Here is a 25,827-nt window from a genome sequence, read left to right on the forward strand (position 1 = left end):
ATAAAAAAACCCGCCGGAGCGGGTTTTAGCAGCTTTACGGCTTCGCAAATATTACGCGTAAACCGGGAAGCGTGCACAGATGTCGAGAACTTTCTGTTTAACGCGTTCGATAGTGCCTTCGTCGTTCACGTTGTCCAGCACGTCGCAGATCCAGCCAGCCAGTTCACGCGCTTCAGCTTCTTTAAAGCCGCGACGGGTGATAGCCGGAGTACCGATACGCACGCCGGAAGTCACGAACGGGCTTTTCGGATCGTTAGGCACGCTGTTTTTGTTCACAGTAATGTTAGCGCGACCCAGTGCGGCATCGGCTTCTTTACCGGTCAGGTTTTTATCAACCAGATCCATCAGGAACAGGTGATTGTGCGTACCGCCGGAAACCACTTTGTAGCCACGTTCCAGAACCACAGCGACCATTGCCTGAGCATTTTTAGCCACTTGCTGCTGGTAGGTTTTGAACTCAGGTTCCATCGCTTCTTTCAGTGCTACCGCTTTACCGGCAATCACGTGCATCAGCGGGCCGCCCTGGCCACCAGGGAAGACAGCGGAGTTCAGTTTTTTATAGAACTCTTCGTCACCGCCTTTCGCCAGAATCAGACCGCCGCGTGGGCCAGCCAGCGTTTTGTGCGTGGTGGTGGTCACGATGTGCGCGTGCGGAACCGGGTTCGGATAAACGCCCGCAGCAATCAGACCGGCAACGTGTGCCATGTCGACGAAGAAGTAAGCGCCAACGCTGTCGGCGATTTCACGCATTTTTGCCCAGTCAACGATACCGGAGAACGCGGAGAAGCCGCCGATGATCATTTTTGGTTTGTGCGCTTCGGCCTGACGTTTTACGTCGTCATAATCGATGTCGCCGCTTTCGTCGATGCCGTAAGGTACGACGTTGTACAGTTTACCGGACAGGTTAACCGGTGAACCGTGCGTCAGGTGACCGCCATGGCCGAGGTTCATCCCCAGAATGGTGTCGCCCGGTTGCAGCAGTGCGGTGTAAACCGCGAAGTTTGCCTGTGAGCCGGAGTGTGGCTGAACGTTAGCGAAATCTGCACCGAACAATTCTTTTGCACGGTCGATAGCCAGTTGTTCAACGATGTCAACGTACTCACAACCACCGTAGTAACGTTTGCCCGGGTAGCCTTCGGCATATTTGTTGGTCAGCTGCGAACCCTGAGCCTGCATAACACGCGGGCTGGTATAGTTTTCTGACGCAATCAGCTCGATATGTTCTTCCTGACGAACAACTTCTTTTTCCATTGCTGCCCACAGCTCAGCATCATAATCGGCAATGTTCATTTCACGCTTTAACATCCGCATCTCCTGACTCAACAAACTAAAAATAAAAGCCCCTTCCGGGTTCTGCGCAACAGTGTAAATGTTTAAGCGCCCTTCGGATAGGGTCAGTTTGAGGTTTTTAGGCAAACGATTGGCTCCAGATACAGCAAGGCTTTGATCTGCGAACATCTGCCCGTAATCAAGGGATAAATATTCATCTGAACATGTACAAATTTCAGCTTTGTGACTCAGCCCCCACCGCACTCCTTTCCTTAAAAAGCCCTTACCCCTTTAGGGGTGTTTACAGAAATTGTGGGTTTATATAAGATGCATTTAAAATGCATGTTTAATGAAATCGACAAAGACACGGAGTTCACTATGCTTGATTCAGCCACTATCGCTACCGTTAAATCCACTATTCCTTTGCTTGCAGCGACCGGTCCGAAACTGACCGCGCACTTCTACGACCGCATGTTCGAGCACAATCCCGAGCTCAAAGACATCTTCAATATGAGCAATCAGCGCAACGGAGATCAGCGTCAGGCGCTGTTTGATGCCATCTGTGCTTACGCCGCCAATATCGAAAATCTGGCGGCATTATTACCTGCGGTGGAGCGCATCGCGCAAAAGCACACCAGCTTCACCATTCAGCCGGATCAATACAACATTGTCGGTGAACACCTGCTGGCAACGCTGGATGAAATGTTAAGCCCGGGTCAGGAAGTGCTGGATGCGTGGGGCAAAGCCTACGGCGTGCTGGCGAATGTGTTTATCAACCGTGAAGCAGAGATTTATCAGGACAGCGCAGAAAAAACCGGTGGCTGGCGCGGTACGCGTGAATTCCGCATCGCCGAAAAACAAGCGCAAAGTGAACTGATCACCTCTTTCCTGCTGGAACCTGTCGATGGATTGCCGGTGGTGGATTTCCAGCCGGGACAATATCTGGCGGTATATATCCGCGATGCGTCGCTGGAAAATCAGGAAATCCGTCAGTATTCCCTGACCCAGGCACCGAACGGTAAAACCTACCGCATTGCCGTAAAACGCGAAGGCCAGGGCGCGGTATCCAACTTCCTGCATCACTTTGCGCAGCCGGGCGACATCATTCATCTTGCAGCCCCGCACGGCGATTTCTTTATGGATATCAGCGATACCACGCCGGTCGCGCTGATTTCTGCCGGTGTCGGCCAGACGCCGATGTTAGGTATGCTCAATACGCTGGCAGAACGCGGACATCATGCGCCGGTACAATGGCTGCACGCGGCGGAAAACGGCGCGGTTCATGCATTTGCCGGTGAAGTGAAAAGCGCGCAGAAAAACCTGCCGCAGCTGGAAAGCCATGTCTGGTATAACCAGCCACAGGCAAATGATTTACCGGGAGAGGACTTTCAGTATCAGGGTCTGATGGATCTGAGCAAAGTCAGCGAACAGCTGAATGATCCAGCCATGCATTTCTACCTGTGCGGTCCCGTCGGCTTTATGCAGTTCGCGGCCAAACAGTTGCTGGCGATGAACATCAGCGAAGCGAATATTCACTACGAATGCTTCGGTCCGCATAAAGTCATTTAATTCCTGCCCTGAAAAGAAAAAGGCTGACACATAATGTCAGCCTTTTTTATTGCTGCGTCAGCAGGGATTAATGACGACGGCGACGACGAATAAACAGCAGTGCAATCAGCAGGATAACGAGCAGTCCTGCAATGCCCATTCCCCAATGCGCCAGCTCCAGCAACGGCGAAGGTTTACCGCCAGCGCGCAGTTCTTTCACCCGCTGTGGCGTCACACTCGCCTGATCGTTACCAAATTGCTGCAATAACTGATTACTCAGCGTGGCCACCTGCGTATCTGACAGCAAATGATCAAACGCCGGCATCGCCACATCTTTACTTTCCGCGCCGCGCTGCACGCCATGCAAAATCGCCATCACCAGATTGTCGCTGTTCAGATGCCCCAGCGCAGTGTTGTTGATGAGCGACGGTAAGCCGCCGTCCTTGCTGCCACGACCGTCCGGCTGATGGCAACTGGCGCAATAGCCGTCATACACCTGCCAGCCGGTCATCTTGTCAGCATCAGCAGGACGCGGAACGCCACGCAAAGTATCGACATAATTCGCCGGTGAGCCGAACTGGTCCGCAGCCCTCGCCTGCCCTTGCTGACTGACCGGCGTGGTTTGTTTCAGCCACACGGCAATCGCCTGCAAATCACTGTCGCTCAGATGGCTGAGGCTGTGGTCGATCGCTTCTGCCATCGGCCCTGCCGCCTGCGCCTTGCCCGGCGCATGACCGGTTTTCAGGTAAGCGGCGATTTCATCGGTGCTCCAGTTGCCTGTTCCGCTGACCGCGTCCGACGTAATGTTCGGAGCAAACCAGGTGCCCAGACTGCTGCCGCCCAGCGCTTTATCGCCCTGCTCCGCCATCAGCGCATTACGCGGCGTATGGCAGGTGCCGCAGTGCGCCAGCGCTTCGCCAAGATACGCGCCACGGTTAACCTGATCGCTTTTCGACGGATCGGCTTTAAACGCGCCTTTCTCGAGGAACAGCAGATTCCAGCCAGCCATCGACAAACGCACGTTGAACGGGAACGGCAGTGCGGTCGGCGTTGACGGGGTATCCACCGGTTGCACGCCCTGCATAAAATAAGCGTACAGCGCTTTCATGTCGTCATCGCTGATTTTGGCATAAGAAGTGTATGGCATCGCCGGATACAGATTCGCGCCGTCGCTGCGCACACCGTCACGCACCGCGTGTTCAAACTGCTCCAGCGTGTAATTGCCGATACCGCCTTTTTTAGATGGCGTGATGTTGCTCGAGTAAATAGTGCCCAGCGGCGTTGCCAGCCCGAGGCCACCGGCAAACGGTTTGCCACCTTCGGTGGAATGGCAGGCCACGCAGTCACCGGCTATCGCGACATATTCACCTTTCTTAATCAGCGCATCCTGTTCCGGCGATAGCGCGGCGTAAGCCGTGCCTGCCATCAGGCTCAGGCCAAAGGCCAGCAATGCGCCCGTCAGACGTTTTTGAGATAAACGATTCAGAGTCATTTCAGTCAGCCTATAGCGCAGTTTTGGCAAGATGATCAGCTGTACGTAACGCCAGTGCGACGGCGGTCAGCGTGGAGTTGACCGTGGCCGACGTCGGCATCACGCCGGTACTGGTGATGAACAGATTTTCGTGATCATGAGTGCGTCCGAACGCATCCACCACGGAGTCTTTCGGGTCATGCCCCATGCTCATCGTGCCGGTAATGTGCTGGTTGTTGCCGTAAACGCCCGGCTTACTGAAACGCAAATTGGTGCCGCCCATCAGTCTGGCGATCTCGGTATATTCCTTCACGGCTCGCGCCATACCCCGATGCACGTAATCGTCCATGTGATAAATCGCTGCCGGTTTCGGGATACCCAGTTTGTCTTTTTTGTCGCTGAGAATGATGCGGTTATCGTAGTTTGGCAGCTGTTCCATCACGTTTTTCAGGCTGGTCTGGTGCGACGCACGGCGACGGATTTCGTTATCCAGGCTGATGCCGTAAACGCCTTCCGCCAGCAAATCCTGCGTCACTGACTGCACTTGTGAAGAGTTGGCGATATCGATACGGAACGAGGCGTAATCTTTGCGGAAATCACCGTCGCGCAGGCTGTTGATGGACGCCGGACTCATTGGGCCGCGCCCCGCCCACAGAGGTTCTTCAGTTTCAAACGTCAGCGAGTTACTTGGGTGATCCATCAGGTGACGCCCGACAGTGCCGGAACTGTTTGCCAGTCCGTCCGGGTATTTATCGCTGGCGGAAATCAGCAGCAGTTTCGGGCTTTCGATGCCGTTGGCAGCCAGAACGAAGTTTTTCGCCGTAACTTTATGCTCACCTTTATCGGGATCGTAATAATGTGCGGCGACAATACGCCCCTTTTCGTCATGCTCGAGGCGATACACCACCGCGCTGGTGATCAATTTTGCACCCGCCGCTTCGGCGGCCTGCGCAGCGATACCGCCGTGATATTGCGCGTCAATCGGGCAGATCGGCATGCAGTTGTTGTTGCCACAACAGGCCGGACGTCCGTCGTAGTTACGGCTGTTACGTGCGGTGGTGTTCACGATCACGTCATAACCGCCCGGCGCCAGACGCTCGCGAAAACGCTGTTGCAGCCAGGATTCAGCGACCGGTTCCATCGGGAACGGCTGGTTACGCGGTGAACCGTTATTGGGTGCGCCGGACACGCCCATTTTCACTTCGGCTTCGTAATAAAACGGTTCCAGCTCGTCGTACGATAACGGCCAGTCACGCCCGACGCCGTACAGCGTTTTGATTTTCATATCGTTGGGCAAAACGCGCCACGCCTGCGCCGCCCAGTGCCAGGTGGTGCCGCCCATAATGCGGATATATTCCGCCGGGAACGGGTACGGCCCCTGCTGTTGCAGATAATCATTATCTTCCGGTTTATACACCGGATGCGGCGACCAGTCCGAGTACGGATACGGCGACATAAAGTCTTTTTTGCGCGGTGAATTACGGAAGTTTTCGGTCAGCGTACCGCGATCAATACGCGGGCCGGATTCGAGAATAATGACGGAGATACCCTGTTTTGCCAGACGCTGTGCGACCAGCGAGCCGCAGATCCCCGAGCCGATGACGACGACGTCAGCGGAAAGTTGTTCACTCATTGCTTAACCCTTTTTGAACGTTATTTTCAGACAGGCTGTTTTGCCCAGGTACCGTAAGCGCCGTAGGCATAGCTCGGTGGATTGAGGTGGTCGCGTACCGCGACATTCATCAGCGCGTTTTCATACGCCAGACAAACCGCCTGCTTACCATCGCCGACTACGCCCAGATACCAGGCCTGAAGGATGCTGCGCGGCAATTTCGCCAGCGCGGGCTGCTGTACATCGAGCGCTTTTTGCAGGTCAGCGGCATCAATGTGACTGGCCGTAATAAACGCCTGCAACGCCTGAACCTGCGCGGTGAAGTCCGGGTACAGCTGCAACATAGTCTGGTAATAACGTTCAGAAAGGGCCGGATCCAGCTGGTCATGACCGGTCAGATACAGTGAGAGTTGGGTGAAATCCTGTTTTGCCTGCGACAAACCCGCTACCGGCGCGGCATAAACCGGGCTGAGCAGAAGCTTGTTCATCAGCGGAACGGAAAGCGCCGCCAGTGCGCCCCCTAAAAATACGCGACGGGAAATGCGTATGGGTTTTTCTGGTTGTGACATTGCAAAGCCTTTTGAATGGGTGTGAAAACCACGATCAACGGAGATCAATCCACACCAGTTCCGGCAGCCAGATACTTTCACCCTGAATTGTTTTAGTCGGTGATTACAACGTATCTGACAGGTTTATCGAACTGGTATAACAACAAACGTGATTTTACTCGCACTTTTTCAATGAAGTCACAATAAAAACCCCACAAACTTCACATAAAACTAACAAATAGCATTTTTTGTGATTACCGGCGGAGAGGAACTTTGGGTGCTGATGAGCAGAAATAACGGCTAAAAACCGGATAAACAATGAGTTGAGAAGTGATTGGGTAAAAAACGATTGGTATAACAAGATCGGAGGGAAAGGGAGAATAACAGAGGCAATACTCAGGGCCGGTAACATGACATTACCCGCCCTGATGAAACATTAAATCGCTTCTTCGTCCTGCTCGCCGGTACGGATACGCACTACGCGCGCCACATCGAACACGAAGATTTTACCGTCGCCGATTTTACCTGTCTGCGCAGTGGTCATAATGGTTTCCACGCAGGTATCCACGATGTCATCCGCCACTACGATTTCGATTTTTACTTTTGGCAGGAAATCGACCATGTATTCCGCACCACGGTACAGTTCTGTGTGACCTTTCTGACGGCCAAAGCCTTTCACTTCGGTCACGGTCATCCCGGTAATCCCAACTTCTGCCAGTGCTTCACGGACATCGTCGAGTTTGAATGGCTTGATAATCGCATCAATCTTTTTCATGGCGGACCCTTATAATCATTCGTTTGCTCTCCGCCTTCCTGAGCGGCAGCATGGTTCACAATCTGGTTTCGGATGCCAGAGGCATGCGAAGGCGCTAAAGGTATCATAGTTCAGCCGCAGGAATGTACCTCCAGCCTCTGAAAGTAAATTCCCGTTACTCTTTAAAATCGGTCGCTTCCAGCTCATGGCGTGACAGCAACTTGTAAAACTCAGTGCGGTTACGCCCGGCGATACGTGCCGCCTGCGTGACGTTGCCTTTGGTAATTTGCAGCAATTTACGCAGATAATTCAATTCGAACTGATTACGCGCATCGGCAAATGTCGGCAGCGCGGTGTTTTCACCTTCCAGCGCCTGCTGAACCAGGGCTTCGCTGATCACCGGTGCAGACGTCAGCGCCACGCATTGCTCGATCACGTTCACTAACTGGCGCACATTGCCCGGCCAGCTGGCGGCCATCAGACGTTTAAGGGCATCGGTTGAAAAGCTGCGAACGAAAGGTTTATGCCGCTGCGCCGCCACGCGCAGCAGATGATTAGCCAGCAGCGGAATATCTTCAGAGCGTTCGCTCAGGGTCGGCAGTTTCAGGCCGACAACGTTAAGACGATAGAACAGATCTTCGCGGAACTCGCCCTTCTCCATCGCTTTCGGCAAATCACGGTGTGTCGCAGAAATAATACGCACATCAACATCCACATCCTGATTGCTGCCCAGCGGACGCACTTTGCGCTCCTGTAACACGCGCAGCAATTTCACCTGCAACGACAACGGCATATCGCCGATTTCATCGAGGAACAACGTGCCGCCGGTCGCCGCCTGGAACAACCCTTCACGGCTGCTTACCGCGCCGGTAAACGCGCCTTTAGCATGACCAAATAATTCGGATTCCAGTAACTGTTCCGGCAACGCACCGCAGTTAATAGCAATAAAGGCTTTCTTGCCACGCGGGCTCGCCCCGTGAATGGCCTGCGCCAGCACTTCTTTACCGGTGCCGCTCTGCCCGTTAATCAGCACGCTGACGTCAGACTGCGCGACCATATTGGCCTGTTCAAGCAACCGCAGCATGATCGGGCTGCGGGTAACAATCGATTCGCGCCAGCTCTCATCGGCCGACGGGCTGGACTGTGCCAGCGCTTCATCGATGGCCTTATACAGCGCATCGCGATCGACCGGCTTGGTGAGAAAACTAAACACACCCTGTTGGGTCGCGGCCACCGCATCAGGAATGGAACCGTGAGCGGTCAGAATAATCACCGGCATTCCGGGCTGGAATTTCTGGATTTCAGCGAACAGCGCCATGCCATCCATTTCATCCATACGCAAATCACTCAGCACCAGATCGATACGTTCACGGTGCAGCACACGCAGCGCTTCTGCTCCGCTTTCGGCGGTGGTGACACGAAAACCTTCACTGGTCAGACGCATTCCCAAAAGCTTCAGTAAGCTCGGATCGTCATCGACCAGCAATAAACTGGCTGCTTTACGTAACGTCATTTTACGTTCGAATCCTTAGCCGGTGGCGTGTAAGTCTCGGCCGGTTTTACCGGATTATCCGAAGCCGCCTTAGCAGGCGCAGTCGCCTCATTATCCGGCAAATCGCCCTGGATCTGTTTGCGCGAAGAGAGCTGTCGCTCAATGTCCGTCAGGTTTTCCAGCTTACGGCGGGTATCGGCGAGATTATGTTCCAGAACCTGCTGCTGTTCAGTCATCGCCTGAAGTTTTTCTTCATTCACTGCCAGCTGGCGGGCATTACGGGCTTTTTCATCGCCCAGCACGACCTGTAAATTCTGACGTTCTCGCCATAACTGTACCAGCGGGCGAATTTGTCCCGGCATCTGGCCACGATACGCGCTGACTTTTGCCAGTAACGCACGGCGCTGCTGCTGATCGGGATCCGCACCGGAGAGCAGAATACTTTGTTTAAATACCTGATCCCAGTTCGTCGCTTGTATCTGCTGCGCCTGATAGCGCGCCTGCGCATCACTCATACGATCGGCACAGTCCATCGCCCGTAACCAGTACAGTGAGTTCGTTACGGCGTCATTGTCATCGAGTGTCCAGAGGGTTTCACAAGGAGCGATACGAAAGTCGATCACTTTGCTGTCAGGGACGACCTGATCAGACACCTGCTGGAAATAACGGTTGTCGGCAGAATGCGGGACACAGCCCGCCAGCGCCAGTGGCGCACTGAGTAAAAACGCCCGGCTGCGCAGTAAGGTGCGCACCAGACGGGTAGTGATATGGGTGATAAAAGACAATGCGCTCATCAGACGCACCAGTCAGCAAATAGCATCATTATTATTTCTTCTCAGCCGTCAGGGGTAATTCAATACGGAAACAAACGTCCGCATCTTCAACGGCAACCAGTTGCAGCTCTCCATGCATGCGGCGAATACAGTCCTGGGCGATACTCAACCCCAGACCGCTGCCTTTCACAGCCCCTTTTCGTTGCTGGCTACCCTGGTAAAAAGGTTCAAATATCATCGCGCGCTCGGCCTGCGGGATCGGGGTTCCGGTGTTTGCCACCTCGATAATAACCCGTCCGTGTAATTCCCGGCTGCGGACCCAAATAGTACCGGATTCAGCCCCGTAGTGCACCGCATTGGAATAGAGATTATCCACCACGCGCCGCAATAACGTCGGCTCAGCCAGACAGGTCGGCGCATCAATCTTGACCTCACTGCGGATCTTCTTGGCGCGTGCCGGCAGGCTGTTAGCCGTCACGACATCATCAACCAGCGATTTCAGATCAACGGCCACACTGAGCGTCGGCACATCAGCCAGTTGGCGATTGTAATCAAGCAGTTGTTCGATAAGCGTCTGCAAATGGCGGCTGCTGTTGTTGAGGATAGCCACCACTTCTTTTTGATCTGACGTCAGCGGACCGGCGACTTCATCCGCCAGCAGTTCAGTCCCTTCACGCATGCTGGCGAGCGGGGTTTTAAGTTCGTGGGAAATATGGCGCAGGAATTCGTGACGCTGCGATTCCAGCCATGCCAGGCGCTCGCTCAGCCAGACGATGCGCTGCACCAGAGAACGGATTTCGCGTGGCCCTTTAAAACGCGTCACATCGCCCAGATTACGCCCTTCCCCCAGCCGGTTAATCATCCGTTCGACGCCTTTTACCGGCCCGATTATCATGCGGGTGAACAACAGCACCAGCGCGCCACTGAGCAGGAAAAGCACCAGCGCCTGCCAGCCAAAGAACTGACCGCGTTCGGCAATCGCGCGCTGAAGTTGTTGTCCGCGTGAGAATACGACTTCCCGCGTCGCCTGTACCATTTCGGCATTAGTGCGCGAGAAATTCTCAAGACGCGCAGAAGCATCTTTATCCGGGGAGTTATTCTGGCAGGTCGGCTGTGTAAGCTGCGTCAGCAAGGTGCGGAGTGTCTGATAATAACGTAAATCCGGCAGCACTGAGGCATGCGCATCCAGCAGCTGGGAATATTGTTTGTGCTGATTCTGATAAAGGCGGGAAAGCGTCGGATCGTCGAGAACGCAATACTGTCGATAACTGCGCTCCATTTCCAGCGCAATACTGGACATCGATTCGCTGCGGCGGGCGTCACTGAGCGTAGTCCGGTTGATTCGCGCCGCCTGACGACTCAGTTGATCAAGGCTGTCGTACGCCTGATAGGCCAGCACCAGCAAGGGCAGCAGCACCAGCAGAAAAGCCATCAGTACCAGCTGACGTAGCGAACCGGGGAATAAACGTCCTCTTTTCAACGCATTCATCTCATTTATCACAGATAAAGTCATGCTAGCGGACAACGGTTTAAACAGCCAGTGTCTGAGAAGATACGAAAAGTGTTTAAATGGGTGAAGTATGAGAAGTATGAGAAGTATGAAGGGTTGGTATTGCTGAACATCCAGACGGATGTTCAGCAAACTGGAAGAGGTGGTGCCTCACTCAACGTGTCGTTCGATGTTTGATAACGTGCTTGCGCAACGATTATCGGTCGGGTGAACGATAGGCACCGTTTCTTTGGCGTCATTCGGACATTATGAGCATATCAACGCTTTCGCGTGAGCCAATCATAATCAGGTGAATGAGCAACTGCGCTAATCTAGCACGTTCCGTGCCAATATTTAATAAAAATTATCATATACCTGTATTTAAAGGATATTTATAGTTAAATCATTTTCAGGCACTGGCAAAAGCACGGTTAAGTTGATGAATAAACAACCTTTGCGTCGCCAAAAAACAACACAATTGAGAAATAAAAAAATATCCTTTAAATATCATAAAATTAAATGTCGCCAAAAAGAGACAACAATAACCTCCATTGTCGTCATTTTATGACATCTGGCTGTCAGTGGTTGATCACAACCTTTTTACTGAGCTGCTTATGGCTGTACATCGCCTGATCAGAATCTGCCAGTAAGGCCTGCACACAGAAATTGTGGATCGCTGAATCTCTCATATAAACATTTTTCAACCATGGATTTCTTAATGACTAATTAAGAAAATACACGAAAATCACATGTTATATTTCAGTGACCATGCTCTATTTATTCGTGAGATCATTATGTTTTCCCGTAAAAAATCAGGAATTGAATTTATTAAAAAACAGGATATTAATAAGTTATCCGGTGGGAAGGAAAAAATACTCAGCAGCTGGCGTTCTCTGCCGGAAAATTATGTGCTGGTTGATGCCTTTGAGGGTGAAGAAAGTCCTTTTTGCCAGCACCGCGCAGAGTCTATTTTAAGCAGTTGGGATATTATCAGCACCTCGTTGGTTGACTTAAAAGATATTAACCCCTTAAACAAAATTAAACGCTATACCGGGATGTATTGCACCACAGCCTTAATTCTGGATGTCCCGGTGCAAAATATTCTTGGGACGCATCCGACTGACGTCTGGTTTCCTAATCATATCGGGCGTGAAAATGACTATGCAGCGGGAAGAATTATCGATGCTTCAGCCCTGAGTCGGGCGATATTCCGGGGAGAAGGCAAAGAAGATTACCATTGTGAAGGTGGATATCAACGGCTGCTGACACCTCAGGCGCTTCTGTCAGAAGATAAAAAAACACGCTCTATAGAATCACATAATGAGGTACTCATTATTGGTCGCCCGGGAGTTAAGTTATATGCAGGTCTGCCGGCAACACAAAGGATCCGGGTGCGCAAAATAGTCGTTGCCGAACCGACAGAGAGTAACGGCATGTATGACTATTATGCAGGCTCACCAGAAACAGTCGCCGCTAAAGTGGCGGAAATCAACGAATTAGAATACGAAATAGTTTGAAGGAATTTCGATAAGTACAGGATCCCGCCTGATGTAACACCATAACGATGAAAGCAGGCTTAATAAAATATTGACTATTTCAGGATTGATAACATGCCATTTCTCAAAAAAAAAACCGCAAAATTATCCCCGGAAGGACTGCTGTTAGCTGAGCAGGAAAATAAAAAAATGCTCGAGATGCAGAGAACGGCCACACTGCAAAGCTGGGCTGTTCTTCCTGAGAACCATGTGTTAGTTCACACTTTCCAACTGCACGAAAGTCCGTTCTGCCGCCAGGATGCCGCTTCTCTGTTTAATGGCTGGGATATCTTCAGCACATCACTGGTTGATTTAAAAGATATTAAAAAACTCACGGCAGAGACCTCAAGGTACACCGGGATGTATCACAACGTCGCGCTGGTACTTGAAGTCCCCCGACAAAATATACTCGGCACATTCCCGCGTGACGTGAATTTTATCAACCATGCAGGACGGGAATACTACAACCCCGCAGGAGCGGTGGTCAGACCCTACGAACTTGTGGACTGTATTAAGAGCGGCAGAGGGAAAGGGAAATTCAGATGTGCCGGTGGATACCAGCAACTTTTAACGCCTGCAAATCTCATGACGCAAGATAATTTGACCCGTAAACAATACAGCCACAATGAAATACTCGTTATCGGACGCCCGGGCCTGAATTTATATGCAGGGCTGCCTCCCACTCAAAACATCCGGGTGACCAAAGTGTTAGGCGTCGATAAAACCCTGTTCCCTGACTACAGTAATGTCCATTTTGATCACATGAAGACCACGGAAGAGATCGGAAAACACGTTGCCCGGCTCAACAACGTGCCCTTCGAGATGATCTGACTCAACGCCCGGCATCAATGCTCGCTAAAACCCAGCGAATTAGGTGTCGGAACCGGTTGTTCGCAGTCTGCCGGATTATCCGCTTTTGCCGGATCGCACATTGTCGCCTGCGGTGGCAGGAAGATATGGTCGAGTATGGCACGCGCGGTGGGTCCGGCCACCACGCCGTCACCGCCGCCGTTTTCCATGATCAGCGCCATCACCACCGTCGGATGTTTGTAAGGTGCAAACGCCGTGTAGAAGATGTGGTCACGCAAGCGAACCGGCGTCATTTTAGCGTTATAAACCTGATTCTCACGCAGGCTGAAAACCTGCGATGTACCGGATTTCGCCGCAATCTGATAAGGCGCCGTGTGGAATAATTTATAGCCGGTACCATTCGGGAAATTTGCCATGCCAAACATGCCGTTTTTCACAATCCCCCAGATTGGCGATTTCGGATCCGCTATTTGCTGCGTCGGCGGCATTTTATATGGCGTAATCACTTTGCCGCTTTTTGCTGAATAAAGCAGATGGGGCGTTTCCAGCTTACCGTTATTCACCAGCGCACTGAGCGCCCGCACCATCTGAATTGGCGTCGCGACCCAATAGCCCTGCCCGATGCCGACAGAAACCGTATCCCCCTGATACCAGCCTTTTTTATGGACTTTCATTTTCCATTCACGGCTTGGCAGCACGCCACTATATTGCTCGTCGAGATCTATCCCGCTCGACTGCCCGTAGCCAAATTTACTCAGCCAGGTATGAATACGATCGATGCCCATTTCATAGGCCACCTGATAAAAGAAGGTATCGGCAGACTCCTCAATCGCTTTGGTCACATTCAGCATACCGTGGCCGGTTTTCAGCCAGTCGCGGTAATGGCGTTCGGTGCCCGGCAGCGTCCAGGTAGGCGCACCGAAGAACGTAGTTTGCGGTGTGATCACCCCTTCAAACAACGCCGACGTGGCCATAAAAGGTTTGACCGTGGAAGCTGGCGGATAAAGCCCCTGCGTAACACGGTTGATCAACGGCAGGTCAGGGTTTTTCAGTAACGCACTGTATTGCCTGGTGGAAATCCCGTTCACAAACGGATTCGGATCATAGCTCGGGCTGGAGACCATGGCTTTAATGCCGCCGTCCCGGGGATCCATCACCACTACCGCCGCACGCTGACCTTTCAGGACTTTCTCGATGTACTGCTGCAACCCCAGATCCAGCGTCAGATAGATATTTTGTCCGGCCTGCGGCGGAACCTCTTTGAGCAGGCGCACCACGTGGCCGTGGTTATCCACTTCCACTTCCTGATAACCGGTACGGCCATGCAGGATATTTTCATAATACTTTTCAACGCCCTGCTTGCCGATATCGTGGTCAGCGGCGTAATTCTCCGAAATCCCTTCGGCATCAAGACGTTTGGCATCTTTATCGTTAATTTTAGACACGTAGCCGACCACGTGCGCCAGCTCCGCGCCATAAGGATAACGACGCTGCTGATAGGTACTGATGGAAACGCCAGGAAAATCAAACTGGTTCACGGAAAAACGCGCGACTTCCACATCGGTCAGCGCCAGCTTCAGCGGTATCTGTGCAAAACGACGGCCGTGGATCATGGCGTCGTGGAAACTGTCCAGATCGTCTTGTGTGAGATCGACAATCGGTTTCAGTGCGTTCAGCGTGGCGTTAAGATCCGGCACCTTGCCCGGGATCACTTCAATCTGATAGAGGGTAATATTTTGCGCCAGCACCACGCCGTTGCGATCCATAATCAGCCCGCGGCTTGGGGCGATCGGCAGCATTTTGATGTCATTCTGATTTGAGCGGGTCTGGTAAAAATCATGCATGCCCACCTGCAGGTGGTACAGATTGAACACCAGCGCAGAAGACAGCAGGATCACGACCAAAAATGCAATCACGGCACGACGAACGAAAAGGACGGACTCGGCGGTATGGTCGCGAATTTCGTCGTTAAGTAAGGCCATAAGCGGGCAAATACCTTTTTTGTCTGCTTCTTGAAGCGGGCGAAATGAATAAACGGAGACTGGAAAAGTGCGCAAGGATAGCCCGTCATGCCACGGACGACTATAAGAAGTGTGCTAATGAACTGGCAGGAGTGTTTCTATTTATTGCAGGGGGAGATTGCAGGGCGCTGAGACATGGCTCAGCGCTCACAGGGATCAGAAAACGCCCGGATAAAGATTTTTACTTCGCGGTATTCACTTTGCAATCACCGTAAACATACCCTTCTGTCTGGGTTGCCACGACAAAGCTGTCTTTGACGTGAATATACATCAGGTTATCTTGCGCGCCCGCTTTCATAGGCTGATTATCTTTGCCGATGATATCCGTCAGTTCAGGACTGGTGACCATTTTGCTGCCATCAGGTGAGAAACTGAACGTGTTCCCCGCATCATAAACCTGGGCATTTTTGTTCACGACTTCAGAAACATCATTGCCATCATCAGACTGAGTATGATGAGTTAACACGCACTGATACTGCGTGACAGCCGATGCTGAAAACGACGCCAGTGCCAAAATCACCGTCACACAACTGCCTAACCTGACCATCAGATAAATCCATAAAGTGAGCAAGAGTTCCATGCTATCACTTGTCTGGCTGATAGAAAGAGCCTGCCAAAGAAATATTCACAGGCTAAATACTTTAAGCCAAATTATTGAATGAGCACCGGTGATGTGATGATTATCTGGACAAAAAAGGAAAGCTTTTTGCCTGTTTTCTTCCTCCGTTTGTTTACTTATTTTTTGTACTGCCGGTAAGGAAGTTTCTGCCTATAATCCGCAGATTGTACTTAAGCCAGATAGTGCTTAAGCAAAATAGTACGTGAGCCGTCAGCAAAGGATCGAGATGAAATCGTTTAAAGTACCCGGTACGCAAATGCATTTACGCTTCCATGAATTGTCCGGGATGGGGGTTCCGCTGGTTTTTATTCACGGTCTGGGATGTGCGTCTTCCTGCGATTTTCCGCGCGTGGCGACTGATGCTTCATTACGTCCGCGCCGCTCACTGTTGCTCGATTTGGCAGGTTCAGGCTACAGCGATAAGCCCGATGATTTCAGCTACAGCCTGCAGGCACATGTTGATTGCGTGATTGTCTGGCTTGAAAGCCTCGGCGTACCGCAGGTCAACTTAATCGGTCATAGCATGGGCGGCAGTATCGCCATTATGGTGGCGGCGCAACGCCCTGATATGATTCAGCGTCTGATTGTCGCCGAGCCGAATCTTGACGCAGGGGGCGGAATATTCAGCCGCGCTGTTGCCCAGTATTCTGAAGAAGACTATCTGCGCGAAGGCCACGGGCATCTGATTAAGGTAGCGGTTCGCGGAAATGATCACATCTGGGCAGGATGCATGGGCATTGCCTCACCGCTGGCGATCCACCGTCAGGCGGTCGGGCTGGTCAATGGCGAAACGGTGTCGTGGCGCGAACAGCTTTATCAACTGAAAATGCCCGCGACCGTATTGTTTGGTGAGTTTTCATTGCCAGAACCTGATGTCGCCGTTCTGCCGCTGCATGGTATTCAGACCGCTGTCGTGCCGCAGGCAGGTCATTCGATGATGTGGGAAAACCCGACGGGTGTGGCGGCGGCAATTAATACCGCGCTGAATGCACAGGCGTTGTAAGTCATAACGAAAAAACAGTGATATCTTCCTGATGCTCAAGCAGGTACGCAAACTGGCTGACTTGTTTGGGCTCAGGAGCAGAACGCAATTGCAGTGCCAGATTAATGTTTGCCAATATTCCGGCGCTTTCAACCAGCTCATCACTGGCCGTGATACGTCCTTCACTGACCAGCCAGCCCGCGACGTCTTTCCATCGCCAGAGAGGCGAATTCCCCTTAAGCCGCTGGACAGGATTGGGGAAATTACGCGGACCTCTTGCACCTTCCTTCAATAACGCCACTGACTGCCGGGTCAGTCCCGCCAGCCCGGCAATATCACTCAGCCCGACTAAAACAGTATCCACTGACTCAACACGTGCATTCAGGCCTGCAGATTCAATATCACGGATAGCTGTCATGATTGCTTTTGCCAGGGAATCACTTTCCCGGTCAAATTCCAGATAAACCGAGGTGCCATAAAAGGCAATCAGGGCATCGTCACAACCGCTCTCGAAGAGCGCATCTTCCAGCCTTGTAGTATCGGAGGTGACACCTGAAAGTGTCAGTGTGAAGTTATGAAGTGGCAAAGAATTTCCTTATTCAGGGGGCAGAAAAAGGCGGTTTCCCGCCTAAAATTACGGCTTATCGGGAGAGCAAGGTTCTACCCTTCTGACGATCTGAGCAGCATGATTTTCCGGATTTCGGGGAGTAGACCAGATACTCATCATATGTTCCCGATGAGCAGGTATCCCACACCGAATCCGACCAAAGCAGTGTGAGCTGCTGCCGCCACCGACAAAATGCCAGCCTTTAGAAATCGCATATTCAATGGCTGCGTGAATATGTTTATTAGGATGTGCCTTCATTGGCCTCCTGTTGCTGTAGTATAACCACCCGTTGACACTCGTCAACACCAGCATGCATACGCCCTCATGCACGCCGGAAGTGTATCCTTGCAACAGGGGCTAAAACCTTGAAAAAATGACAATTTGAAAAATAAATATTGCGGCTTTTAATCCGCTTAAAATTTCCCTGCCAGAATCTTTTGTGCCTCTTCCGGCGTCAGGGGATAATCAAAGAAACGGCGGTAAAAGTCCCGGGTGGCCTGCACCATATTCAGATCCGGGAATAGCGCCGGATGCAGCTTCTGAGCCGCCCACTGGATTTGTAACGCGGTCTCCGTGCCATAACGATCCCAGGGAAAAACGCCTGCCGGATTTCGCCACACGCGCCCCCGTTTCACCGCGTCCAGCAGCGCAAACTGACTGGCATACGCCGATGTTGAAATATCTCCGGCGCTGGCCGCCAGAATGATCACATCCGGCTGCCACGCCAGCAGTTGTTCAGCGGAGACCGACTGCATATTGCCCTTCAGCCCGTCGGCCGCATTACGCCCGCCTGCTGCGCGGATCCACTGATCGATCAGCGTATCGCTGCCGTCCACTTTCAGCGGATTCAGGGACTGAATATGTAATACTCGCGGACGTTGCTGTACGGTCAGGCTTTCCGTTTTCGAGGCAATCGTCTGTAAATGATTGTCCAGATAATGAATGTAATCCTCTGCACGTTTTGCAGCCTGCGGCGTGCCCAGCACCTGCGCGGTGGTGCGCAGGGAACGCTTCATGGAATCGAAATCGGTGAATTTCATCTCAACTACCGGCAAACCAGCCTGACGCAGCGCAACCGCATCACGGTTACCGGCACTGACAAACACCACATCCACTTTCATCGCCAGCAAACTCTCAGCATTAAAGGTGGTGCCTTTTACCGACAGCGCCTGATTCAGTGACGGCTGAATGTGAAACATCCACGGCTGGCTTTCGGGATGATTTACCGTAGCAACAATTTCCCCTCCTGCGCCGAGCGTCATCAGCAGGGAATGATGCGCGTACCAGGCATCAGCGATCCGTTCTACCCTGGCAGGCAGCAAAACCTGTTTTCCTGAATCATCCGTCACTTCGCGGGTTGCACTGATGCTGCCCAGACTGAAAAGACTCAGCCCGAGCGCCAGAATCAAACCTGTCGGTAATTTCATTTCTATTCCTCAGAGGACTTAAAACTCAAGCTGCATCGATACCTGCGCCATGCGTGGCGCGCCGAGTTGTGCAGACGCATTACCCGCACCGCTGTAACCGTTCAGGCCACCGGGCACAATATTGGTCCAGTAATGGCGATTGGTCAGGTTAGTCAGATCGAAGCGGAACGTGGTGTTGGTATTGAACAGACGCGTGCGGTAGCAGCTTCCGGCATCAAACACTGCGTAGCTGCCGACCCAGTTATCGTTGGCATTATCCGTCGGGCGTTTGCCGACATAATGCACGTTCGCGTCCAGATCCAATCCTTCAAACTGTGGCAGACTCCAGACTGTCAGCAGATTTGCCGTCACACGGGACAAGCCGACGATTTGTTTGTTCTCGCTGGATGCCGACGCAGTATCACGCAGTTTTGGATCAAGGAAGGTCACGCCGCCAAAAATATGCACGTCGCGGCTCACGTTGCCATCCGCCATCAGTTCCAGTCCGCGGTTACGCTGGTTGCCGTCGTTGGCAAACTCGCCATCCTGCAACGTGTAAGCAAACGGACGATCAATCTGGAACAGCGCCGCCGACAGATTCGCTTTACCGACACGCAATTTGCTGCCGACTTCAATCTGCTTGCTGCGGTACGGTGCGGTGATTTGCCCTGCGTTGGTCGAGCCAGCCGGCGCGGTATCACCCTGTTGCAGGCTGTCGGCGTAGGTGGTGTAAAGCGTCAGGTTATCAACCGGTTTATACATCAGACTGGCCGAACCGCTGAAACCGCTGTCGTTTGAGTCGCTGGTGCGCTGACGGGTTTTGGCATAGTTCGCCGAGGTCAGGAAACTTTCGCTGCCTGCCAGTAACAGGCTCCATTTTGGCGAGAAGGTCAGCGTATCGCCCACCGAGAATGCCTGCTGAGTGCTGGTCGCGGAATGATAACGGTCAGAGAAATCGGGGTAATCCGGCTCGGCGAAATGTTGCAAATCATTGATATTGCCGCTGCCCAGCGTCGCTGTACCGCCATTAATCGGGTTGTAGTTTTTCCACACGAAACCGCGCATCCCCAAGGCTACATCATGCTGCAGCCAGCCGGTATTCACAGTGCCGTTCAGGGTCGCCATATAACTGTTGATGACAAAACGCGTCGCCGTCGCGCTCGACACCGTGGTTTTGTAATCGCCTTTATTATTGACCAGTGTATTGGTCACCGCCGTTGACTGGCGATCGGCAACCTGATGCAGGAAGCCAATATCCGACTGCCAGTTACCGTCAAAATCATGTTTGAGATGCGCGCTGTAGGTGCTGGTGTGATTGTCATCACCGGCATAAGTTTGCCCCAGGTTACGCTGCGTCGGGTTCATGGCTTTCGGGAATGCCACGCCGCTCGCCAGTGCAAAGGTGCCAGGCAGGCCTTTTGTCACATAGCGGTAATAGCTGAAATTGCTTTCCAGTACGGTCTGATCGGTGAGCTGAAAATCCAGCGCCAGACTGGCAAGCTGGCGTTTTTTACTGCTGCCGGAGGTATAACTTCCACCCTGATCATTGAGCAGATTCAGGCGATAACGTACGCGCTCGCCGCTGTCCAGCGGACCGCTTAAATCCAGCGCTCCTAGTCCGGAAATCCCGGTTCCCATACCCAGCGTCAGGCTGTTTTTCGTGGTGTAGCCCGGACGTCTGGAGACAAAATTAAACATCCCTGCCGGGTTTGCCGGCCCGTAAAGAGAACCCTCCAGCCCGTTGAGCACTTCAATTTGCTGGAACTGTTCCGCCGGATAATCGGTGGTCGATACGACATTCAGTCCGTCGATCATTGAGTTCTGCACCACGCTGCCCTGGATCCCACGCGTCTGCGGGCGGGCGCCGTCACCCTGTACCGATGGCAGATATTTGTACACGTCTTTGACGCTTTTGACCTGCTGGCGGGTGATGACACTTTCCGGCACGGACTGTACGGAATAAGGCGTATTGAGCACATCGCGTTTGCCCAGCACGCCCATCGTGGCGCTTTGCGAACTGGAAGCGGAAGGATCCCCGGCAGCGGTGTCGGCATTTTTCGCACTGCCGTTAACCGTAATGGTGTCGGAAGTTCCCCCTGCAAGCGCAGATCCTGCAGACAAAAGAAGTCCGCAAGCGCCAGCCAGAAGCGGCGCCTTTATTTTACTTTGCATTTGTGTTCAGTCCCTTAAGGAATAAAAAAACGGTGTCCGCTGTTCAGATCGATTTGTTGTACCTGTGTCTGATAAATGCGGGAAATCAACGCACTGTCCACCACTTCTGACGGCGCGCCATCGGCTATCAGCCGACTTTCGTGCAGCACTAATGCCCGGCTGGCGGCCATCAGTGCGTGTTCCGTCTGATGAGTGATCATCAGCAACGTGTAACCTTTTGCAGCCAGGGTTTTAAGCTGCATCAGCAGATGCAACTGATGGCCGTAATCGAGGCCATTCACCGGTTCATCGAGCAGAATGACCGGCGTGTCCTGCACCAGCGCGCGTGTGATCAGCACCCGCTGGCGCTCGCCGCCGGAAAGATCGGTGTAAATGCGTGCAGATAAATGCGCGATACCGTTTTCTTCAAACGCCAGCTCAACGCGCGAAATATCCTGCGGCGACGGGCTTCTGACCATGCCATTTACGGGCAATCTTCCCTGCATGACCACCTGCCAGGCAGTGAAAGGAAAATGGGGCTGATGATGTTGCGGGACATAGGCAATATGACGGGCTATTTCGCGCCGTTTCAGGGTGGGAAGCGGCATTCCAGCCAGTTCAATGTGCCCGCTGGCGGGCGCTATCAAGCGCAGCAACAATTTCAGCAGCGTGCTTTTTCCCGCCCCGTTCGCGCCAAGTAACGCCACGCATTCTCCGGCCTTCAGGTCGAAAGAAATGTTATCGAGCAAGGTGCGCTGACCCAGCTGATATGAGAGATTTTTAACCGAGAGACGTTTAACAGAAGCAGTCATGCCCAGCCCCGCCGGACAGTTTTCAAAAGCGCGATAAATGCCAGCGCACCGAGCAGTTCGGTGATGATGCCCAGCGGAATTTCGCCCGGTGCCAGCGTCCGCGCCAGACCGTCGCACAGCAGCAGAAAACAGCCGCCCAGACAGACCGCCACCGGCAATAACCAGACGTTACTCGCGCCCACCAGCAGACGAGTCAGATGCGGGATAAGTAACCCGACCCAGCCCACCATGCCGGCAATACTGACCGTCAGCGCAGAGATCAGCGTCGCCAGAATAATGATGCCATAGCGGTAAAAACGCACCGGCACGCCAAGGCTGTATGCCTCATCCTCACTGAGTGTCATCACGTCCAGCACCCGCCCGATAGCGGCCAGCAGCACAATGGCGACAACCAGCACCGGCGCGGTCAGCAACAGCGCGTGATTATCGACCGCACTCAGACTTCCGAGCATCCAGTACACAATCGCTGGCAACTGATCCTGCGGATCAGCGACGTATTTCACGATCGACAACAGTCCGGTAAACAAGGCATTGCTGATGATGCCGCCCAGGATCAGCATCAGAATGGACGGTGAGGCAAACAGGCTGGCGATACCCACACCCAGCGCCACCGCCAGTAAACCCGCCACACAGGCCAGCGCGGGGATCCACAAACCGTTCAGTCCGGCCACAATACTCAGTGCCGCGCCGAATGCGCAGCCGCTCAGCACGCCAAGCAAGCCCGGCGACACCAGCGGATTACGAAACACCGCCTGATAAGCTGCACCGGAAACCGACAACCCGGCGCCAACCAGCACCGCTGCCACAATCCGTGGCAAACGTGAATCAATAATAATGTTATGTAGCAGCGCGTGATCTGGCGCTGACACATCAGAGCCGATGAAATTCATCAATCTGCCAAATGAAATCGGATATCTACCAATGGTCAGTGAATACATTATTCCTACCAGCAACAGCAGCAGGCTGAGAATAAAACACCGGCGTGGCGTCAGAAGTCGGGCGCGCTGGAGCGGTGACGCAGGCGCCGGTTCCGCAGAAAGAGTCATTTGTTAGCACTGAAAGTAAAAATGAGGAGTGCCGGAAGGGTACGACCAAATGCCGGTGAGCACAACGTTATATACCAGATGATACAACGAAACCTTTGTAACAAAATTTGTAACTGGGTCTGAAAAAACTAAATGACGGATTAGTGATCCAGATCAACTAAAACCCGCGCCCCGCAAGGGCTGCAGCGGTGTTTTAAGTCCAATTTCAGGGTGTTTTTAGCCCCAAAATGGCGACTCATACCGTCATGGATGCATTTCATTCCGCAACTCGTGCATCTCACTCCGCAAATGCGCCGCCCCACATCGCCAGACTTATCATAGCCACAGTTAATTGAATCTACTTCGCTCGGGAGAACCCACTATGAGTGACAAATCTGGCATCCAGAATTACAACCGCACACGCGTACTGACGTTAATCGGCACTATCCTGACTCAGCTTGCACTGGGTTCCGTTTATACATGGAGTCTGTTTAACGGTCAGTTGTCTGAGAAACTGGGTGAACCGGTGAGCCGCGTGGCACTGACCTTTGGGATCCTGAGCCTGTGTCTGGCGCTGGCCTCTTCGGTCGCCGGTAAACTTCAGGAACGTTTTGGTGTGCGCACCGTGACCATTGCCGCAGGTTTGCTGATGGCTGCCGGTTTTGCACTGACTGCACATTCCGACAATGTTCTGATGCTTTACATCAGCGCTGGTGTGCTGGTCGGTCTGGCGGACGGTGCAGGTTATCTGCTGACGCTGACCAACTGCGTAAAATGGTTCCCTGAACGCAAAGGTCTGATCTCCGCCTGTTCAATCGGCGCTTACGGTCTGGGCAGTCTGTTATTCAAATTCGTTTGCGGTCATCTGCTGGCGACCGAAGGCCTGCAAAATACCTTCATGATCTGGGGCGGCATCGCGATGGTGATGGTTATTGCCGGCGCAATGATGATGAAAGATGCGCCGAAACAGGAAACCGCAGACGTCACCCGCGAAGAAAACAGCCTGAATGACAGCACCAATGACACCCGCGATTTCACCCTGGCAGAAGCCATCCGCGCGCCACAATACTGGATGCTGGCACTGATGTTCCTGACTGCCTGCATGAGCGGTTTATATGTGATTGGTGTGGCGAAAGATATCGGTCAGAGCCTGGTAAAACTGGATGCAATGACCGCCGCCAACGCCGTAACCGTGATTGCGATTGCCAACCTGAGTGGTCGTCTGGTGTTGGGTGTGTTGTCCGACAAAATGCAGCGTATCCGCGTTATTTCCATCGCGCAGATTGTGTCACTGGCAGGGATGAGCCTGATGTTGTTCACTCAGATGAACGAGATGATGTTCTTCTTCTCCGTCGCCTGCGTCGCCTTCAGCTTCGGCGGTACCATTACGGTTTACCCGTCGCTGGTCAGCGATTTCTTTGGCCTGAACAACATGACCAAAAACTACGGTCTGCTGTATCTGGGCTTCGGTATCGGCAGCATCTTTGCTTCCCTGGTCGCTTCCCTGTTCGGGGGCTTCGCAGTGACGTTCAGCATCATCACCGTATTATTGATCGTATCATTGGTTCTTTCTGCCACGATTCGCTTACCGAATAAATCAGAAGCAGGTCATAATACGCTCCAGCACGTGTAAAGCAGCAGTTGAGCGCAGCATAAATGATGAACGGGAGCACAATTTGCTCCCGTTTCTTATGAATAAAGCAGTTAAAATCGGCCGCTGAATCACGCAACCCTTATGACAAAATGTGAACAGACCGGACACCTGCAAAATGAAACGCACCACCCTCGCTCTTTTTAGCCTGATAATCGTAATGACTACTTTCAACAGTTTCGCCCAGGCTTATCCCTCCAGCGCACAGGAAGTGGCTTCCGAAATTAACCGTAAAGCCAGTGAAAGCGGTACCCGCCCTTCCACAACCATCGACGCCAGCGCGCACACCAAACTGACCGCCAGCAGCGATTACCTGAAATAAATCCTTTGCGCTTGCCCGGTTGTTTTGCGGTCAAACGTCCTCCTGACCGCACTTCATGAGATTTTTCAGACTAAGTGATCAAAATTAGAGCAGATATTTATCCCTATAATTTCTATGTTTGATATAATTTCTGCGGTGAATTGATTATCTGAATGATCAAACCTACACAAGGAGTGTGAAATGAAGGCAACTGCATTTTGGTTAATGATGGCCGGAGGCTCTGTCGGGATCGGTTACATGATGGCTTTGATGATGGAGTTTCTCTAATCCTGTAACGTTGTATGCATCAGAAAAATAAGGATATTAAATGAAATTCTACAGCCCTAAACGCATTATCCTCTATACCGCCGCTGCGATTGCGCTACTGATCATCATCGGTCTGGTCACGCATTTCACTGTCAGCCACCTGGCCGCGTAACGTTTTTTCTTCCGTTTTCCGTTTTGCCACGTGGCGATACAACCGGTATCGCCGCATAATGCTGCCATTGAGCAGTCAAAGCGGAAGGATTGAAACATGACCTACAAAGGATTAATGATTGTTGCCGTCGTCATTGTACTGGTAAGCATAGGTTCTGAATCATTGATTCAGAAAGGAATTGCGCTGGCGGACGCCAAAATCGATCAGGTTATCTCACACTACGCCGACAAATAAGCCTTACATCTGCTGGACTAACCTTACCGGGTGATGACAAAACCATACACAGCGTTTGATATCTTAAATCCATCAAATGTTGTGTGATGTCCCTGTGTAATACCCCTGTAGAACCCTGTTATTTTGCCCGCCGCGTGCGGGCTTTTTTTTGCCTGTTTTCCGGCAAAGCAGCCATTGGGATTGAATTGGATTGGATTGGATTGGATTGGATAAAAGTATATCTACAAAACATTTGGGGAGATGAGCGATTTGCTCTTATTCACGAATAATTCGAGTTG

General features: G+C 52.4%; 23 protein-coding genes. 7 read left to right on the forward strand and 16 right to left on the reverse strand.

The window, feature by feature from the left end; genetic code table 11:
- Positions 1-51 precede the first annotated feature (51 nt).
- A complete protein-coding gene (gene glyA, locus ACJY2G_RS02435) occupies positions 52-1,305 on the reverse strand; it encodes a serine hydroxymethyltransferase (protein WP_113875968.1) in 1,254 nt (417 codons plus the stop codon).
- A gap of 261 nt (positions 1,306-1,566) precedes the next feature.
- Here glyA and hmpA point away from each other — a divergent pair, with 261 nt between their 5' ends.
- The gene (hmpA, locus tag ACJY2G_RS02440) at positions 1,567-2,838 is read left to right on the forward strand and encodes an NO-inducible flavohemoprotein (RefSeq protein ID WP_430320324.1); all 1,272 of its coding nucleotides are present in this window, start codon (positions 1,567-1,569) and stop codon (positions 2,836-2,838) included.
- Positions 2,839-2,905: 67 nt separating this feature from the next.
- Here hmpA and ACJY2G_RS02445 read toward each other — a convergent pair whose 3' ends face one another.
- From ACJY2G_RS02445 to ACJY2G_RS02475, 7 genes are all read right to left on the reverse strand, one after another.
- A complete protein-coding gene (locus ACJY2G_RS02445) occupies positions 2,906-4,309 on the reverse strand; it encodes a c-type cytochrome (RefSeq protein WP_430320323.1) in 1,404 nt (467 codons plus the stop codon).
- A gap of 10 nt (positions 4,310-4,319) precedes the next feature.
- Positions 4,320-5,921 carry a GMC family oxidoreductase gene (locus ACJY2G_RS02450; protein ID WP_120161520.1) on the reverse strand — a complete coding sequence of 534 codons (1,602 nt, stop codon included), beginning with the start codon at positions 5,919-5,921 and terminating at the stop codon, positions 4,320-4,322.
- 26 nt (positions 5,922-5,947) lie between these two features.
- Positions 5,948-6,469: a sorbitol dehydrogenase family protein gene (locus tag ACJY2G_RS02455; RefSeq protein ID WP_430320322.1), complete on the reverse strand. Its 522-nt coding sequence runs from the start codon at positions 6,467-6,469 to the stop codon at positions 5,948-5,950.
- A gap of 415 nt (positions 6,470-6,884) precedes the next feature.
- On the reverse strand, positions 6,885-7,223 hold the full coding sequence (gene glnB, locus ACJY2G_RS02460; RefSeq protein WP_013574351.1) for a nitrogen regulatory protein P-II: 339 nt from the start codon (positions 7,221-7,223) through the stop codon (positions 6,885-6,887).
- A gap of 154 nt (positions 7,224-7,377) precedes the next feature.
- A complete protein-coding gene (gene glrR / locus ACJY2G_RS02465) occupies positions 7,378-8,715 on the reverse strand; it encodes a two-component system response regulator GlrR (protein WP_120161518.1) in 1,338 nt (445 codons plus the stop codon).
- Positions 8,712-9,488, reverse strand: a complete 777-nt coding sequence (qseG, locus tag ACJY2G_RS02470; protein WP_430320321.1) for a two-component system QseEF-associated lipoprotein QseG — start codon at positions 9,486-9,488, stop codon at positions 8,712-8,714. Before qseG ends, glrR begins: the two co-directional genes overlap by 4 nt.
- 31 nt (positions 9,489-9,519) lie before the next feature.
- Positions 9,520-10,956 carry a sensor histidine kinase gene (locus tag ACJY2G_RS02475; protein ID WP_120161711.1) on the reverse strand — a complete coding sequence of 479 codons (1,437 nt, stop codon included), beginning with the start codon at positions 10,954-10,956 and terminating at the stop codon, positions 9,520-9,522.
- A 794-nt stretch (positions 10,957-11,750) separates the two neighbouring features.
- Between ACJY2G_RS02475 and ACJY2G_RS02480 the strand changes: the two genes are divergently transcribed.
- Both ACJY2G_RS02480 and ACJY2G_RS02485 read left to right on the forward strand, forming a co-directional pair.
- Positions 11,751-12,473, forward strand: coding sequence for a hypothetical protein (locus ACJY2G_RS02480; RefSeq protein WP_430324179.1), 723 nt, complete (start codon positions 11,751-11,753; stop codon positions 12,471-12,473).
- 93 nt (positions 12,474-12,566) lie between these two features.
- Positions 12,567-13,322, forward strand: coding sequence for a hypothetical protein (locus ACJY2G_RS02485; RefSeq protein WP_120161514.1), 756 nt, complete (start codon positions 12,567-12,569; stop codon positions 13,320-13,322).
- A gap of 14 nt (positions 13,323-13,336) precedes the next feature.
- Here the strand turns inward: ACJY2G_RS02485 and mrdA are convergent, their stop codons facing one another.
- Both mrdA and ACJY2G_RS02495 read right to left on the reverse strand, forming a co-directional pair.
- A complete protein-coding gene (gene mrdA / locus ACJY2G_RS02490; protein WP_430320319.1) occupies positions 13,337-15,283 on the reverse strand; it encodes a penicillin-binding protein 2 in 1,947 nt (648 codons plus the stop codon).
- Between the two features lie 220 nt (positions 15,284-15,503).
- Positions 15,504-15,902: a hypothetical protein gene (locus ACJY2G_RS02495; RefSeq protein ID WP_244220230.1), complete on the reverse strand. Its 399-nt coding sequence runs from the start codon at positions 15,900-15,902 to the stop codon at positions 15,504-15,506.
- 265 nt (positions 15,903-16,167) lie between these two features.
- Between ACJY2G_RS02495 and ACJY2G_RS02500 the strand changes: the two genes are divergently transcribed.
- The gene (locus tag ACJY2G_RS02500) at positions 16,168-16,944 is read left to right on the forward strand and encodes an alpha/beta fold hydrolase (RefSeq protein ID WP_430320318.1); all 777 of its coding nucleotides are present in this window, start codon (positions 16,168-16,170) and stop codon (positions 16,942-16,944) included.
- Between the two features lies 1 nt (position 16,945).
- Here the strand turns inward: ACJY2G_RS02500 and ACJY2G_RS02505 are convergent, their stop codons facing one another.
- From ACJY2G_RS02505 to ACJY2G_RS02530, 6 genes are all read right to left on the reverse strand, one after another.
- Positions 16,946-17,509, reverse strand: coding sequence for a DNA-binding protein (locus tag ACJY2G_RS02505; RefSeq protein WP_430320317.1), 564 nt, complete (start codon positions 17,507-17,509; stop codon positions 16,946-16,948).
- A gap of 48 nt (positions 17,510-17,557) precedes the next feature.
- Positions 17,558-17,788, reverse strand: coding sequence for a hypothetical protein (locus ACJY2G_RS02510; protein ID WP_120161506.1), 231 nt, complete (start codon positions 17,786-17,788; stop codon positions 17,558-17,560).
- Between the two features lie 155 nt (positions 17,789-17,943).
- The gene (locus tag ACJY2G_RS02515) at positions 17,944-18,957 is read right to left on the reverse strand and encodes an ABC transporter substrate-binding protein (protein ID WP_430320316.1); all 1,014 of its coding nucleotides are present in this window, start codon (positions 18,955-18,957) and stop codon (positions 17,944-17,946) included.
- A gap of 18 nt (positions 18,958-18,975) precedes the next feature.
- A complete protein-coding gene (locus ACJY2G_RS02520) occupies positions 18,976-21,108 on the reverse strand; it encodes a TonB-dependent receptor (protein ID WP_430320315.1) in 2,133 nt (710 codons plus the stop codon).
- Between the two features lie 14 nt (positions 21,109-21,122).
- Positions 21,123-21,899, reverse strand: a complete 777-nt coding sequence (locus ACJY2G_RS02525) for an ABC transporter ATP-binding protein (RefSeq protein ID WP_430320314.1) — start codon at positions 21,897-21,899, stop codon at positions 21,123-21,125.
- Positions 21,896-22,945: a FecCD family ABC transporter permease gene (locus ACJY2G_RS02530; RefSeq protein ID WP_439291161.1), complete on the reverse strand. Its 1,050-nt coding sequence runs from the start codon at positions 22,943-22,945 to the stop codon at positions 21,896-21,898. The genes ACJY2G_RS02525 and ACJY2G_RS02530 overlap by 4 nt, the downstream gene beginning before the upstream one ends.
- 361 nt (positions 22,946-23,306) lie before the next feature.
- Between ACJY2G_RS02530 and ACJY2G_RS02535 the strand changes: the two genes are divergently transcribed.
- From ACJY2G_RS02535 to ACJY2G_RS02545, 3 genes are all read left to right on the forward strand, one after another.
- Complete coding sequence (locus tag ACJY2G_RS02535; protein ID WP_120161497.1) at positions 23,307-24,557, forward strand: L-lactate MFS transporter; 1,251 nt, start codon at positions 23,307-23,309, stop codon at positions 24,555-24,557.
- A 178-nt stretch (positions 24,558-24,735) separates the two neighbouring features.
- The gene (locus ACJY2G_RS02540; protein WP_244220231.1) at positions 24,736-24,897 is read left to right on the forward strand and encodes a hypothetical protein; all 162 of its coding nucleotides are present in this window, start codon (positions 24,736-24,738) and stop codon (positions 24,895-24,897) included.
- A gap of 514 nt (positions 24,898-25,411) precedes the next feature.
- Positions 25,412-25,549, forward strand: coding sequence for a hypothetical protein (locus ACJY2G_RS02545; RefSeq protein WP_430320312.1), 138 nt, complete (start codon positions 25,412-25,414; stop codon positions 25,547-25,549).
- Positions 25,550-25,827: the final 278 nt, after the last annotated feature.

The organism is Rahnella sp. ATs2, assembly GCF_051851855.1.
In the GTDB taxonomy this organism is placed as follows: domain Bacteria; phylum Pseudomonadota; class Gammaproteobacteria; order Enterobacterales; family Enterobacteriaceae; genus Rahnella; species Rahnella variigena.